Source organism: Priestia megaterium (genome assembly GCF_023824195.1).
Taxonomy (GTDB): Bacteria; Bacillota; Bacilli; order Bacillales; family Bacillaceae_H; genus Priestia; species Priestia megaterium_D.
In genome coordinates this window covers 743,884-758,179 of the sequence record NZ_CP085442.1, presented here as the reverse complement: position 1 = coordinate 758,179, position 14,296 = coordinate 743,884, and the positions used below count along the sequence as shown (strand labels likewise).

Annotated in this window: 13 protein-coding genes; 1 reads left to right on the top strand and 12 read right to left on the bottom strand. The window is 37.7% G+C overall.

Annotation, left to right across the window (positions count from 1 at the left end; all coding sequences use genetic code 11):
* Nucleotides 1-6: 6 nt before the first annotated feature.
* Nucleotides 7-2,352: a nitrite reductase large subunit NirB gene (gene nirB / locus LIS78_RS04000; RefSeq protein WP_252284661.1), complete on the bottom strand. Its 2,346-nt coding sequence runs from the start codon at nt 2,350-2,352 to the stop codon at nt 7-9.
* 337 nt (nt 2,353-2,689) lie between these two features.
* On the opposite strand from nirB, the gene LIS78_RS03995 reads away from it, so the two are divergent.
* On the top strand, nt 2,690-3,124 hold the full coding sequence (locus LIS78_RS03995) for a hypothetical protein (RefSeq protein WP_016763097.1): 435 nt from the start codon (nt 2,690-2,692) through the stop codon (nt 3,122-3,124).
* 51 nt (nt 3,125-3,175) lie between these two features.
* Here LIS78_RS03995 and lrgB read toward each other — a convergent pair whose 3' ends face one another.
* The 11 genes from lrgB to LIS78_RS03940 form a co-directional block, all read right to left on the bottom strand.
* Nucleotides 3,176-3,856, bottom strand: coding sequence for an antiholin-like protein LrgB (lrgB, locus tag LIS78_RS03990; RefSeq protein ID WP_013055484.1), 681 nt, complete (start codon nt 3,854-3,856; stop codon nt 3,176-3,178).
* 33 nt (nt 3,857-3,889) lie between these two features.
* Complete coding sequence (gene lrgA / locus LIS78_RS03985; protein ID WP_195781153.1) at nt 3,890-4,324, bottom strand: antiholin-like murein hydrolase modulator LrgA; 435 nt, start codon at nt 4,322-4,324, stop codon at nt 3,890-3,892.
* A gap of 162 nt (nt 4,325-4,486) precedes the next feature.
* A complete protein-coding gene (locus tag LIS78_RS03980; protein ID WP_195781154.1) occupies nt 4,487-5,227 on the bottom strand; it encodes a LytR/AlgR family response regulator transcription factor in 741 nt (246 codons plus the stop codon).
* 1 nt (nt 5,228) lies between these two features.
* Nucleotides 5,229-6,980: a sensor histidine kinase gene (locus tag LIS78_RS03975; RefSeq protein ID WP_195781155.1), complete on the bottom strand. Its 1,752-nt coding sequence runs from the start codon at nt 6,978-6,980 to the stop codon at nt 5,229-5,231.
* Nucleotides 6,981-7,104: 124 nt separating this feature from the next.
* A complete protein-coding gene (locus LIS78_RS03970) occupies nt 7,105-8,433 on the bottom strand; it encodes a 6-phospho-beta-glucosidase (protein ID WP_209151000.1) in 1,329 nt (442 codons plus the stop codon).
* Entirely contained in the window at nt 8,430-8,759 is a 330-nt protein-coding gene (locus tag LIS78_RS03965; protein WP_114894216.1) for a PTS lactose/cellobiose transporter subunit IIA, read from the bottom strand. Before LIS78_RS03965 ends, LIS78_RS03970 begins: the two co-directional genes overlap by 4 nt.
* A 13-nt stretch (nt 8,760-8,772) precedes the next feature.
* Complete coding sequence (gene celB, locus LIS78_RS03960; protein WP_195781158.1) at nt 8,773-10,131, bottom strand: PTS cellobiose transporter subunit IIC; 1,359 nt, start codon at nt 10,129-10,131, stop codon at nt 8,773-8,775.
* Between the two features lie 13 nt (nt 10,132-10,144).
* Nucleotides 10,145-10,450, bottom strand: a complete 306-nt coding sequence (locus LIS78_RS03955; RefSeq protein WP_209150999.1) for a PTS sugar transporter subunit IIB — start codon at nt 10,448-10,450, stop codon at nt 10,145-10,147.
* A gap of 160 nt (nt 10,451-10,610) precedes the next feature.
* Entirely contained in the window at nt 10,611-12,560 is a 1,950-nt protein-coding gene (locus LIS78_RS03950) for a BglG family transcription antiterminator (RefSeq protein ID WP_209150998.1), read from the bottom strand.
* Nucleotides 12,561-12,820: 260 nt separating this feature from the next.
* Complete coding sequence (locus LIS78_RS03945; protein WP_195781160.1) at nt 12,821-13,399, bottom strand: TetR/AcrR family transcriptional regulator; 579 nt, start codon at nt 13,397-13,399, stop codon at nt 12,821-12,823.
* Between the two features lie 4 nt (nt 13,400-13,403).
* Nucleotides 13,404-14,126, bottom strand: coding sequence for an MBL fold metallo-hydrolase (locus LIS78_RS03940; protein ID WP_209150997.1), 723 nt, complete (start codon nt 14,124-14,126; stop codon nt 13,404-13,406).
* Between the last annotated feature and the right edge of the window lie 170 nt (nt 14,127-14,296).

The following is a 14,296-nucleotide window of genomic DNA, read 5'->3' as shown; positions in this document are numbered from 1 at the left end:
TCTTTCCTATAATAAATATGTGATTGCACGAGAGCGCTCTGAGCTGAGCTGCTTCATTAAATACTCTCGATTGTCTACCTCAAACAAAACTTCTCTGACATGAACAATTCCTACTCGCTCGATCCAGCTCCCGACAGTTTCTAAATAGTTCCCCGTTTCACGGTAATATTGAATCAAAGAACAGCTGATTTCTACTGCTTCTTCGTTCGTTTCGGCCACATAAAACAGCTCCCCGCTTCTGGCTTCTGCGCTGCTTCCGCCAGCATATATTTCCCATCCTCTGTCTATTCTTCTTAATCCTATATCACTTGTTGTTACACTCTCTGCAATGTGAGAACACGAAGCAATACTGATTTTGATATCACATGGGGTCTTTACATATTCAAGCTGTTTATCTAATTCATTTGATAAAGCAAGAGCAGGTTCATACTGACAAATACACGTTCCTTTTCCTATATAAACAGATACATTTTTAACTGTACGTTCATATAGCTGCTGAAGTCCTCTATCTATTTCCTCACTTATCAACGGAAGATATTCTTTTTTCACTCCAATAAGTTGAATGCGCTGATCACTTGTTAAACGAATATTAGAGATGTTGTACCTTTCAGCTACATTTGCTATGTTCCTTAATTCCTGTACATTTGTCAGACCACCGTGAATTTGCGGTACCACTGCATAAGTCCCATCGTGAAGCAAAACGGCCTGTTCATTCTCCGTAGTAAATAAAGAATGTCGATTGTTTTCATAATGAGGATTCATCATATCTAAATAGTAATGAAGACCGCCTTCACATAACGAGCAGCCTTTCATGTCTTTAAACTTTAATATTTCTCTTACTTGCTGAACGGTCTCAAATTGATATTGCTGCATTTCTCTTACCAGCTCATCTTCTGATAAATGTGTACATGTACAAAAGGTTTTTTGTTTAATGATTTCATCAAACTCATCGCTTCGAATATATGTTAAAAGGTCTGTTACAAGGGGTTTGCATCCTCCGCATGAACCAGAAGCTTTCGTGCAATTTTTTATTTCATCTACTGTCGCTAAATCATTTTTCTGTACTGCTTCAATAATGGCTCCCTTTGTTACTCCGTTACAGTTGCATACGATATCTGTAAGTGGCATAGAAGTTACCGCATTTTCTTTTTCATGTTGAGAAGGAAATAATTGTACTTTTTCCGCTTGCGACAAATCCTTTTTTTCATTAATCATTTGTGATAGCTTTATAGCCTCACTGGTATCTCCAAAAAGAACAGCTCCCACTATTTTCCCTTCGCGAAAAACTACTTTTTTGTATATACCATCTAACATATTGGAAATCGTAATGGCTTTTGCACCTTGATTTTCCTTAAACTCTCCGACTGAGTAAACGTCTATTCCTGATATTTTTAATTGAGTGGAAAGAACGGACCCCCGATAACCATCGTTTTTTATTTGGCAAAGGTGTCGCGCTAAGACTTTTCCTTGTTCGTAAAGAGGAGCAACAAGTCCGTATGTCATCCCTCGATGTTCAGCGCATTCACCTACTGCATAGATATCCGGGATGCTCGTTTCTAAATAATCATTTACGATGATTGCTCTATTTGTTTCTATTCCGCTTTTTTTAGCTAGATTAACATTTGGCCTCACTCCTGTAGCCATTACAACTAAATCAGCTGCAATTTTACTGCTATCATTAAATCGGACGCCTTCTGCTCGGTTTTTCCCTATAATCTCATCCGTATGTTTGTTTAATAGAAAACTCATGCCTTGCTTTTCCAATTCTTCTCTTAACATAGCAGATGCTGCTCTGTCTAACTGTCGCTCCATTAAGAAACTCGAATGATGAATGACTTGAACATCCATTCCCAAATTTAATAGTCCCCTAGCAGCTTCCAGCCCTAACAGACCTCCTCCAATAACCGCTGCTTTTTTGTACTGTTTAGAAATTTTAATCATTTCCTGACAGTCTTCGATGGTACGAAAACCGAGGACACCTTCTTTGTCAGACCCTTTAACGGGGAGCATATACGGGCTCGAACCAGTAGCAATAATAAGCTTGTCGTACATCGTCTCTCTGTTTTTATCTGTTTTTATTATTTTTCTCTTGGTGTCTATGTGCGTAACGCTTTCTCCTTTAAATAAAGTTATATTATTTTCCTCATACCATGCAAAAGAATGAATATTGATATCTTCAAGCTTTGTACTGCCTTGTAAAACGGTTGATAATAAAATTCGATTATAGTTAACGTGAGGCTCACTTCCAAAAACAGTAATATCAAAACAATCTGGAGAATGAATAAGAATTTCTTCAATACAGCGCATTCCCGCCATTCCATTTCCGATTAATATCAGCTTTTGTTTCGTCATATAAAAACCTCCAACACATAGATTCAGACCGTAAAATATACATTTTTTATTATTTCATAAACTTCTCTAAAAGAAATGAACCTTGTTATAACTTCTAACATTAAAATCTGTTTAAAGCGTATGAGTACGTCCATACCATTCGTTGAAAGCAAGCTTTTATATAGAAGATTAATATGCTTTAAAAAGGGGTAGAAAAAAGGATGCTGTGCTTATATCGCCTTTCCCTACGCCTTATAAGTAATCTATATAAAATTTTGTTATCTTCTTTTTGCCTACTATTTATTTATTTTGAAATCAATTATGATAAAAGAAAGATTCTGAATTGGAGGTTTAAAACATGTCAATAACTGTTCACGCCACTCAGTGGATTCATTTTCAAATTAAATTGTATAACCTTCATTCCAAAACGAGATCGCTTAAAGATCAAAAACTAGAATTACCTCTGCCAGAATTCCATCAAAACCTGATCATATTTACATCAGCAGCTCATCATGGCCTTACGTTTGGATATCAAGCCATTCAATGGGATACACCCTATACTTCCTGTCCGATTTACATAGAGCATCAGTCTATTCCATGGTCCACTTTAGAACAACGTTCCCATAAGCACATAACCGAACATATTACAGCTATTTTCTTAGAGACAATGTTTTATAGACAAAGTCAATTCAAACAATGTCAATTTTGTTTTGAATTTATCATTCCTGAGAGTCTTTTTGACCATACAACCTGTCAAAACTGCGCATCACGACATTTTGGAGTGGTGTATTAACAAACAAAAGCCTGAAGATGTCAGGAAATCACTGACTTCTTCAGGCTTTTGTTACATGACTAGCTGAACAAAAAGTGGAATAACGGCAACTGTGACGACGCCTACAATAACAACGGCAATACTTGCCATGGCTGCCTCTACTTCTCCCATTTCAATCCCTACGGCTACCCCTAGCGCATGTCCAGAAGTTCCAAGAGCTAATCCTTTTGAAATTGGGTTTTTCACCTTGAATACTTTTAAAAATAAAGCGCCCAGCGCATATACGATGACTGCATTAAAAATAACAGCAAAGGAAGTAATAGCAGGAATCCCTCCAATATCTTGAGACAATGGCAGCGCAATCGCTGTTGTAGCTGCTTGTGGAAGCATTGATTTCATCACGACTTCATCCATATGAATACCTTTAGCAATCGCAAAAATAATCGCTACCGAACAAACTGACCCTACCGCAATAGAAGAAAGAATTTGCCACCAGTACTTTTTTAATTTATCAGCTTGCTTATATAAAGGGATGGCAAAAGCAATTGTTGCCGGTTCTAAAAAGAAGCTGATAATCTTCCCACCGCTGCTATATTCCTCATAAGAAAAGTGACCAATTTTCAAAAAAGCAATTCCGAGTACCATTGCCACAAATAAAGGAGTAAATAAGAAAAAACCTTTTGACTTTTTAAATAAATACGTTCCAATGCCGTACGCAGCTAAAGAAACCACGATTCCAAAATACGGATTCATCTTTCCAACCACCTTGTCTCTTTATAATTGATGTTAAGCAATACCTTGTTTTTTCGTTTTTTCACTCATATCTACATCTTTTCTTTCTTCTTTTACTTTATTATCTTTTGTCATGCCAAGTATAAGCTGTGAAAATAAGCCTGTAACGCCTAACAAAATAATCGTTGCTACGATGATAACTAAACAAATTTGAATGCCATACTGCTGCATAACACCTAATGAATTCATGACAGAAATACCTGCTGGTACAAATAAAAATCCGATCAAAGAAGTTAAAGCCGTTCCCAGTGATTCAACTTGCTCTAGTTTAATAATTTTCAAGCACAGCGCAAGAAATAACAGCACGAGTCCAATGACTGAAGCTGGCATTGGAAAAGGCAAATGCTCTGCAATAAAATCTGAAATCAACATAATTACGGAAAAAATAAATGCTTGTGTTAAAAAGCCATACACTTTTTTAGCACTCATTTCTTTCACCTCTCTCTGTTTGTTGACTTCATTATATAAAATGAAAATCAACAAGAAAGCGTTTTCAAATTAAAGAGTCAAATATTTGTGCTCACTTACAAAAATCGAGCCTTGAAATGCAAAAAACAGCTTGCCAAAATGCATACGCAAGCTGTTTTTCCCTTAAATTCCTAAACGTTTCTTCAATTCTTTAGCATATGTACGGCTGACAGGAACTCGCTCATCGTTTTTCATTACTAAATTATACGTAGAATTAAACCAAGGCTGTACTTCGGAAATATGATGTACGTTGACGATATACCCCCGGTGCACACGAATAAACGACTGAGAAGGGAGCTTTTTTTCTAGCATAGCCAGCGTATCAGCAGCATGGTAGGATTCTGTTATGGTCTGAATGGTGACTTCTCCTTCTATTAATCCTACAAACAAGATGTCCTTTATATTCACTAACACAATCGAATCGTCTACAGAAATCGCTAACTTTCCAGTTTGAGAAGAAGACTCTCCTATCGAGTCTTCTTCTTTCACAGCGTGATGAGGAACACGCATTTTTTTATATTTATGAATGGCCTGCACCACTCTTTCTTCATCAAAAGGCTTCAAAATGTAATCAATTGCATCTACTTCAAAGGCTTGTAAAGCGTACTGGTCGTACGCGGTTGCAAATATAATAGCTGGCGGATTTTTCATTTTTTTAAGCCTTTTAGCAATATCAAAACCGCTGTCATCTGACAATTGTATATCTAAGAATAATAAATCCGGCTTTTCATCCATCATTTTATCCAACGCCTCTTCGATACTTTCAGCCTCTTCAATGAAGTCTACTTCTTTTGTTCGATGCAATAAATATTTTAATTCATCTCGCGCTAACATTTCATCATCTACTATTAATACTCGCAGCATATTACATATCCTCGCTTTTTAATTCAATTGGTATAACAAACGAAACCGCTGTTCCTTCTGTTACGTCAAACTCCAGTGTTGTTTCTTTTCCAAACAATCCATGCAAACGTTGTTTAATATTATAAAGAGCCGTCCCCGTTCCTTTTTCTGAAAAAACGGGCTGATTGCCAAGCATTTGCAATCGTTTTGTGTCTATACCTTGTCCATTGTCTTTTACCTTTACGTATACATATTTATCTTTTGTCTCAATATAAACTTCTACGCGACAGTGCTTTTGTTTACGCGGAAACGCGTGCCGAATGGCATTTTCCACAAGCACTTGAAGAATAAACGGCGGAAGCAAGACATCATCTAGTCCTTCTTCAATATACATGTCAATTTCGTATTTATTAGGGAACCTGGCTTGTTCAAGCGATAAGTACGCGTGAACATGATCAAGCTCTTTTGATAACGGAATCAACAGCTGCCTTGCACCTTGCAAATTGGAACGAAAATAAATGCTTAGCTGCAAAAGCAGCTTTCTGGCTTTTTCTACGTCCTGTCTGCACAGCGCCGATATCGTATTAATGGCATTAAATAAAAAGTGAGGATTCACCTGTGCCTGTAAAGCTTTAATCTCCGCATCTTTTAGCAATTTACTTCGAAGCTCTGCTTCCCCGAGCTCTAGCTGAGTTGAAAAAAGTTTAGCCAATCCTTCTGCCAGCTCTTCCTCCACCCGGCTTAACCCGCTTGCATCTTTAAAGTACATTTTTAGCGTTCCAATGGTAGTACCATGAGAAGTAAGCGGCATCACAATAGCGGCATGAAGCGGGCAGTCTTTATGCTGACAATCAATTTGTTCTCTCGATTTTGCTTTCATAATTTTTCCTGTCTTCAGCACTTCGTGAGACAGCCCGGTAATTAAACTATGCGAAGGAACGTGGTGATCAATTCCTTCCCCTACATGAGCTAAAATTTTGTGCGTATCAGTTAGTGAAACAGCATCCGTACCCGTGAAGCGATGAATAATATTTGCAACATTTTCACATGATTCACTAGTGAGCCCCTGACGAAAATGTGGAAGAGTTTGATCCGCGATTAATAATACTTTGTGTGTCTGAAGCGCTCTCATTTGTTCTTCTTGCCGTAAAATGGACTGAATAATAGATAAGAAAATATAGCTTCCCGTGCCATTTACAATAATCATTGGAATAGCAATAATACTCACTAGCGTCCATGCCGAATCAAACGGTTTAGCAAATAACAAAATAATCAGCATCTGAAGCGTTTCCATCGCTATGCCTACAAGTGCAGCAAAGCGCGGTGTAATCGTTCGATGTTGTTTCCGGTAGGCATAGCCGATATATCCAGTTAACACCCCTGCTAAAACGGACGAAACTGCACAGCTAAACGCCGTACTCCCTCCTAACATAAAGCGATGAACGCCAGCAAGTAGTCCTACTCCTAAACCAACAAAAGGACCGCCAAGCAGACCGCCCATTTCCACACCCATAATTCGCGTATTTGCAATCGAGCTTGATGGATCTACTTTTAATAATAAATCTTCATTTCGAATAATTGTTCCTTGAATTTCAATTCCCGTGTAGTTACTAATAATGCTAAAAAGAGAAAAAATAAAAATAAGTACAGCTTTTCCTTTATAACCTTGCTGTTTGCGGAGAAATTGCCGAAAAACTTTTGTATGTGCCAGCAAAAAACCTAAGATGACAATAACTCCGACTCGTTCTACCATCATAATTAATAAATGAATCATTTCTAGCCACCCTTTGCTGTCTGTTTCTATTTTATATTGTTACATTGATGATGCCAGAAATCTAGCTGTACAAACAGAAAAAAGAGAGCTGTTCGAATACATAACGTATTCGAACAGCTCTTTCTCAGGCTTGAACAGTTTTAAAAAATTGAGGCAAGTAATCTTTATGAGCTTCTAGCATCTCATCAACAATTTGCTTAGCTAGTTTATCAGAAGCCACAAGAGGATTAATGGTTAATGCTAAAATAGCTTTGTCATAATCTCCTGTCACTGCTGCTTCAGCTGCAATCCGCTCAAAAGACTTAATTGTTTGAACAAGACCGCGGACAGGTACGGGAAGGTCACCCACTGAAATTGGCTTTGGACCATCTTTTGTAATAATACAGCTTACTTCTACGGCGGAATCAGCAGGAATGCTTGCTATGGCACCATTATTGATAGTATTTACAGGCTGAATATCGCCTTTATCCGTATAAATGGATGTAATTAATCGAACGGCTGCATCACTATAATAGGCTCCGCCACGCTGTTCTAATTGAGGCGGTTTAATGTCTAGATTAGGATCTTTATACAGTTCGAACAGCTCTTTTTCCAACTGTTTTACGACTTCTGCTCTCGTTTCACCTTTTTCATAATTAACAAGCTCTTTTTCTATCATTTCACGCGTTTTATAATAGTACATGTGATATGGACAAGTTAACGCATTTAGCGCTTTTGTAAATTCTGGTTCCCATCCAAGTCCCGCTACATTTTTCACAAAGCTGCTGTTAGTTGGATCACTCAATAAATCAATAACTTGATCTTTGACACTTACACCATCTACATATACATCTAATCCGTAGACCATGTGATTTAAACCAGCAAAATCAATTCGAATGCGAGAGTGATCTACATCAAGCAGCTTAGCAATCCCCATTTCCATTCCGATTGGTACATTACAAAGCCCTACAATCTTTTTAATGTTACTATAGCGGAGCACAGCTTCTGTTACCATGCCTGCAGGATTTGTGAAGTTAATCAGCCAAGCTTCTGGACATAACTCTTCAATGTCACGGCAGATATCTAAAATAACGGGGATCGTGCGAAGTCCTTTAAATAGTCCGCCCGGTCCATTTGTTTCTTGACCAAGCACCCCGTATTTAAGCGGGATTCTTTCATCTTTCGCTCGTGCATCTAACAAACCAACGCGAAATTGAGTCGTTACGAAATCCGCATCTTTTAGTGCTTCTCTTCGATCTAACGTTAAATGAACCTCAATTGGCAAACCTGATTTTTTCACCATTCGCTTCGCTAAATTCCCAACAATCTCCAATTTTTCTTTTCCTTCTTCCACGTCTACTAGCCACAGTTCTCGAACTGGAAGTTCATAATATCGTTTAATAAACCCTTCTATTAGTTCAGGCGTATAGCTTGAACCTCCGCCAATCGTTACAATCTTAATACCTTTTGTCATAATGTAATCCCCCCGGAAATTTTGATTGCCTCATATAAATCTACAAATTCAGTAGCCATTTCTTTTACTGTCATCGCATTCATTAAATGATCTTGAGCATGAATCATGAGCAGAGAAATTTCTGTGCTTTCCCCTCTAATTTCACCTTGAATTAACGACGTTTGGATATGATGAGCAGCATTTAATTCTTCCGCAGCTTGTGTAAGCTTTTCACGTGCTTCTGAAAAATTTCCGCTTTTGGCAGCTGCTATCGCTTCCATTGCTGAACTTCTCCCGTTTCCACCGTGTAAGATTAATTTAAAAATATATTCTTGAACGCTTTCCATTCTTTATCCCTCCTCACACAATATCTTTCTGTGTATCACTTGGTACCTCTTCAACTGTAGGCTGTGTCCCATTTTCTTCGGCAAATTTTTGTTTATCCCACATTCTAAAGAAAGGATAATAAATACAAACAGAAATTCCGATGTTAATAGCTTGCATAACTGCACCCGATAATTTCCCTCCTGTTGCCAAATAACCAGAAATAATCGGAGGCATTGTCCAAGGAACCGCAATACCTGCTGGTTTTGCTACCAGTCCTGTCGACATTGCAATATAGGTTGCTACTACCGTCACAAGAGGGGTAATAATAAACGGAATAAGCATCATTGGATTCATCACCATCGGAAGTCCAAAGATGATCGGCTCATTGATATTAAAAAGAGCTGGCCCTATCCCTAACTTACCAAGCTGCTTCATTTGTTGACTGCGTGCTTTTAAAATCATAGCTACAACTAGAGCTAACGTTGCTCCGCTGCCTCCGATATTGATCCAAATATCAAAGAACTGCTGTGTAAAAATATTTGGTAATGCTTCATGATTAGCAAATGCAATTCGGTTTTCATCCATAGCTCCATACCAAATGGGAGCCATAATTCCACCGACAATATTCGCTCCATGAAGTCCACAAGACCACATGAGCATAATAACAAGCTCGGCAACTAGCGTACCGCCTAAACTGCCGCCTAACACACCTAAAGGCTTTCCGAGCAATTCTCCAACGATATTATGCAGACTTCCAAAATGCGTTTGTTCTACTAACAAACGTAAAATCCAAATAAATGCTATTACCGTAAAGCCAGGAATAAGAGCAGCAAACGATTTTCCAACAGCGGGAGGAACTCCATCAGGCATCTTAATGACAATGTCTTTTTGAATAAACCATCTGTAAATTTCCGTAGAGAGAATCGCGACAATCATTGCTACAAAGAGTCCTTTACTTCCCATTAAAGCGGTTGGAATTCCGCCGTCTACTAAAATAGCTTCTTTGGCTCCACTTGGGAGAAAGGACACTTTATACGGAGTAGCAAGTAAAAAAGCAGCAAGTGAAATAGCCCCTGCGGACAAAGCATCTACTCCGTATTTTTCAGCTAACCGATAGGCTATTCCGAAACAAGCAAGCAGCGCCATAATATCGAATGTAGCTCCAACTGGATAGGCCATTTTTGTTGCCCATTCTTTTCCGAAAATCCCTGCCATAAAGTCGTTGTAACCTGGTATCGGTAAATTCGACAGTATTAAAAATACTGAACCGATAATAATGAGCGGCATTGTCAGAACAATACCGTCTCGAAGTGCTTGTAAATGGCGTTGACCCGCCATTTTTCCCGCGATAGGCATTACTTTGCTTTCAAGCATACTATTAAATTTGCTCATGTAGTCCACACTCCTATTTTGAAACTAGTTGAACCGCAAATTTTAACACTTGTTCTCCATTACACGTTCCGTAGTGAACAGGATTTATAACGTCAACTGGCACTCCTTTTTCTTCACCTAGCTTCTTAAACTGCGGCAATAAGTAGCGCACTTGAGGTCCTAATAAAAGTACATCTGCTTGATCAATATGGTTGCGAACAGAGTCACCAGGAACCGCCCAAATTTTATACTCCGTGCTTTGCTCCTGAGCGCTTTTTTCCATTTTTGTTACTAGTAAACTTGTAGACATTCCAGCTGCACAACATAATAGAATATTCATTTGTCATTCCCCCGTTTTTTATTTTGCTATCTGTTTTGTTGATAGTTTTATCTTAAAATAAAAGCGCTTACATTTATACACAACCTTTTTCCGCTACTAACGGAAAAATTATGTTTGAACATTCAGATAAAAAAGAAGCCCCTCTCTTAGACTTCTTTTTTTATCTAATATTTTTCATAAACACCTCTATAAATTCCTCATAATCCTTGCACTTTACTAAGCGCTGCACGACCTGCTTATCATCCACAACGCGGACTAACAAACTGTACATCTTCTGCAAATCGCCTTGATTATTCGCTTTTACACTTAAAAGGCAAATAAATTGTACGAGGTTTCCTTCCCACATAATCGGTTTTTTTAACGTACAAATGGCCCAAAACGTCGTATCCGTTTGAGGAACCATAGGATGAGGAATCGCAACGAGATTGCCAAAACTTGTTGGTGATGCAGCTTCTCTTTCAAAAACAGATTCTATAAATTGAGAAGGAACTAGTCCTAGATGAGTTAATTTCTCTCCTAAAAAATGAAGCACTTCTTCTCTCGTTTGAAATTCTTGCTGTAAATATACCAATTCTTTTTTTGTGTATTCTAATGAAGGCTGCGGTTTGTTCTTCATTAAACAATCAATTTTTTTAAAATCACTGTTTCCTAGAATAGTACTTACTTGTACTACAGGAACAGGAAGATGATCTGGAATTGGAATGGTACTAACAATAAAATCTAAAGAGTGCAGCGACATTTGGTGAAGCTTATAATACTGCGTTGTTCCTAAAATAGTCAGATTTAATCCAAAAGTAGCCTGCAGCTTATACGATAATAGCTTGGCACTCCCTACTCCCGATGCGCATACAATCAAACAGCGCTTAGGCTGATTGATAATTTTCCGACGTTCAATGGCCCCTCCAATATGTAAAGCTAAATAGCCAATTTCCGTTTCATGCATGTCGATTTCAAGGCAATTTTTCAAAACCTTCCCAGCTATAATCCCAGCTTCAAAAGCTAGAGGGTAATGACTCTTAATTCCTTCAAGCATCGGGTTTCGCAGATTCATTCCATATTTATAGCGGTTGATAGCCGGTTTCAAATGCAAGCTCATGCCAAAGATCAGCTCTGAATCTTCACTAATTCCTAAATGAAGCTCTTTTTCAATTGCTTCTAATATAGCTGCTGTTAATTCATAAATATTTGTGTCAATAAACTGCTTCACTTCTTTTTCTTCATGATTGCTATTGTTGAGCATTTTTGTACCTAACAAATGAATGGCGATATATGCCGTTTCTGACTTCGGAAAACGAATGTTGAATGCATTTTCAATCTCTCGCACAATTTCAGCTGCTACTTCATATTCTTTGTGCTCCATAATCTCGAGCAGATCTTCTGAATACAAAGAGATAAAATTTTCTTCTTGTATTCGCTTACAAGCTATAGCTAAATGAATGATTAAATTGTTTAATCCAATATCTGAAACCATAATATTGTATCGTTTTATTTGATTTAAAATGTGGGCTTTAATCGTTAAGATTGATTCTTGGGGCAGGATAGAGATTTTATTGTATACCATATCTATTTCTTTATCTTTTCGGTTGAATATGTACTCAGACATACAAAATCTCATTTTCATTTCGTCCCCTTTAGCTTTCAAGCCATAGTTAGGACGTTTTTCTAAAAGAATATCATACTTACACAGCTGTTTTTTAACGTCTCTTAAATCGTTTTGAACCGTTGACTTGCTAATATACAACTCGTCTGCTAAATCTTCAAGCTTCAAATATTCGTCTGCTAGCAGCAATCTTTTGATTAAATACTGCACGCGGTCATCAGGAACGGTTGGAATAGAAGTTGCATCAAATAATTGATTAGCCGAAAGTTCTTTTAATAGGTGATGGAACTGTTTTTCATCTAAAACGCTAAGTTCATATCCTGTCCCTCGAGCTGATTTAATTTTAGCTCCGTACTGAGACAAAATGTCATCTAGCTGTTTTATATCCGTTCGAATAGTTCGAGAAGATACTTGATTTACTGTTGCTAAATATTCACTCGTAACGGTTGATAATGTAGACTGTACGGACATTAGTTCTCTTAATATGACGATCATTCTTGAATTAAGCATGTTTGCTTCTCTCCATTCTCAGAAGATTTCCCCCTTATAAAACAAATGAAAAGGGCTGGTTATTTTAAATAAAAACAAAAAATACCTAAACAGCAACAAACAGAAACTACCTTTTTCTGTCCTTGCAGCTTAGGTTTTGCCTGCTTCATCAGTAACAACCCTAAAACGATAGGAATAAATGTCTTTATTTGTAATCTATCATTCTTTCTCTTTTTTTTCAATTTCAACTAAAGCATTAGGCTTAGTGGCATTAATGAAATTTATGTGGTCTGTTTATACCGATGTAGCCCTAATACAAACGTACGGGTTAAAAAATCTAGTGTCTCATCAGTACTTAATGACATTCCAAATCCCCCTTTCTGCTCCAAAGAAGAAAACCCATGTAAAATGCTGCGAAGACTTCTAACAGCATGAAGGGCTTCATTTTCCGGAAGATGATACGGTTTCAACACATCCAGCACTAAAAGCACAATGTTATCAGATGCTTTTTGTACTTCTTCATCCTGTATCCTTGGTGCTACCGTTGCCGTTGCTTCGTATATTCCCGGAGACTTTCTTACAAATGAAACGTACGCTTTACTTAGCTGATAAACAGCGTCTTCTGCAGAAGCATGTTCAACAGCACTTTTTAAAAGATGATATAGCTGCTGCAGTCCACTTAAAGCCAGTTCTTTGCGCAGCTCTTCTAACCCTTTTATATGGTTATATAAAGACGGTGGACGAACATTTAATTCTTTGGCTAATGAAGCAATTGTAACAGCATAAAATCCTTCACGATTGGCTAAATTTTCACCTGTTTGAATAACCTTTTTGAAATCTAGTCCTTGTCGTGGCGACATCCCTTCATCTCCTTTTTTCTATTTTTACTTTTGCTTGTTGTATTGCTTTTTCCATCAATTTTAGCGGCTGAGAAAGAATTCTTCCGTGTCCAACAGCAAGAAGTGACGGGTTTAGTTCATATAGCTTTTCTGCACTTTTAAGCGCTAGCTCTTTGCTCCACGTTCCAAAGGCAGGAAACGGAAACAGCGGTTTTAACTGACCTGATACCGCAATTCCTCCTCGCACTTGGAAAGAATCTCCGGCAATTAATGCGTTCGTTCTCTGGTCTAAAAAAGACATAGACCCAGGTGTATGTCCAGGTGTAAAAATAGGAGCAAGTGAGCCTATATAAGACTCTTCTTCGATGAAATGATCAATTTTAGTTGAAATCTTTCCTAGTTTTGGTATTCCTCCACGGATTGGGTTTTGAGGTTCTTCAGAATCGAGTGTGAAATCTCCTGAAAATAATCGATAATCTCTTTGCGACATATAAACAGAAGCATTCGGCAAACTTTTCTTCAAATTATCAATCGCTCCGATGTGATCTTCATGAGTATGTGTAAAAACAATTCGAGTAATCGGTTTTCCAATTTGATCTGCAGCTTTCAAAATACCTGACGCGCTGTAAGGAAGAGCTGCATCAATTAATGTAAGACTGTTTTTCTCTTCGACTAAATAACAATTCACTGGAAAAAAGCGAGGCAAAAACGTCAGTTGATACAACATTCTCTCACGAACTATTCTCATTTCCTCATCCCCTATTATCAAAATAAAAACTAATGGTATTAGTTTTCATTTTAACTAATACCATTAGTTTTATCAATCATATATTGGAAAAAACAAAAAAGAGTGTGAGACATAACGAAATCAATTGAATCTAAAGACGAACAAATGGGATAAAGGAGCTCGTATAGATC

Coding starts and splice junctions, on each gene's coding strand:
- nirB (WP_252284661.1), bottom strand. CDS start 2,352: ATGACGAAACAAAAGCTGATATTAATCGGAAATGGAATGGCGGGAATG.
- LIS78_RS03995 (WP_016763097.1), top strand. CDS start 2,690: ATGTCAATAACTGTTCACGCCACTCAGTGGATTCATTTTCAAATTAAA.
- lrgB (WP_013055484.1), bottom strand. CDS start 3,856: ATGAATCCGTATTTTGGAATCGTGGTTTCTTTAGCTGCGTACGGCATT.
- lrgA (WP_195781153.1), bottom strand. CDS start 4,324: ATGAGTGCTAAAAAAGTGTATGGCTTTTTAACACAAGCATTTATTTTT.
- LIS78_RS03980 (WP_195781154.1), bottom strand. CDS start 5,227: ATGCTGCGAGTATTAATAGTAGATGATGAAATGTTAGCGCGAGATGAA.
- LIS78_RS03975 (WP_195781155.1), bottom strand. CDS start 6,980: ATGATTCATTTATTAATTATGATGGTAGAACGAGTCGGAGTTATTGTC.
- LIS78_RS03970 (WP_209151000.1), bottom strand. CDS start 8,433: ATGACAAAAGGTATTAAGATTGTAACGATTGGCGGAGGTTCAAGCTAT.
- LIS78_RS03965 (WP_114894216.1), bottom strand. CDS start 8,759: ATGGAAAGCGTTCAAGAATATATTTTTAAATTAATCTTACACGGTGGA.
- celB (WP_195781158.1), bottom strand. CDS start 10,131: ATGAGCAAATTTAATAGTATGCTTGAAAGCAAAGTAATGCCTATCGCG.
- LIS78_RS03955 (WP_209150999.1), bottom strand. CDS start 10,450: ATGAATATTCTATTATGTTGTGCAGCTGGAATGTCTACAAGTTTACTA.
- LIS78_RS03950 (WP_209150998.1), bottom strand. CDS start 12,560: ATGCTTAATTCAAGAATGATCGTCATATTAAGAGAACTAATGTCCGTA.
- LIS78_RS03945 (WP_195781160.1), bottom strand. CDS start 13,399: ATGTCGCCACGACAAGGACTAGATTTCAAAAAGGTTATTCAAACAGGT.
- LIS78_RS03940 (WP_209150997.1), bottom strand. CDS start 14,126: ATGAGAATAGTTCGTGAGAGAATGTTGTATCAACTGACGTTTTTGCCT.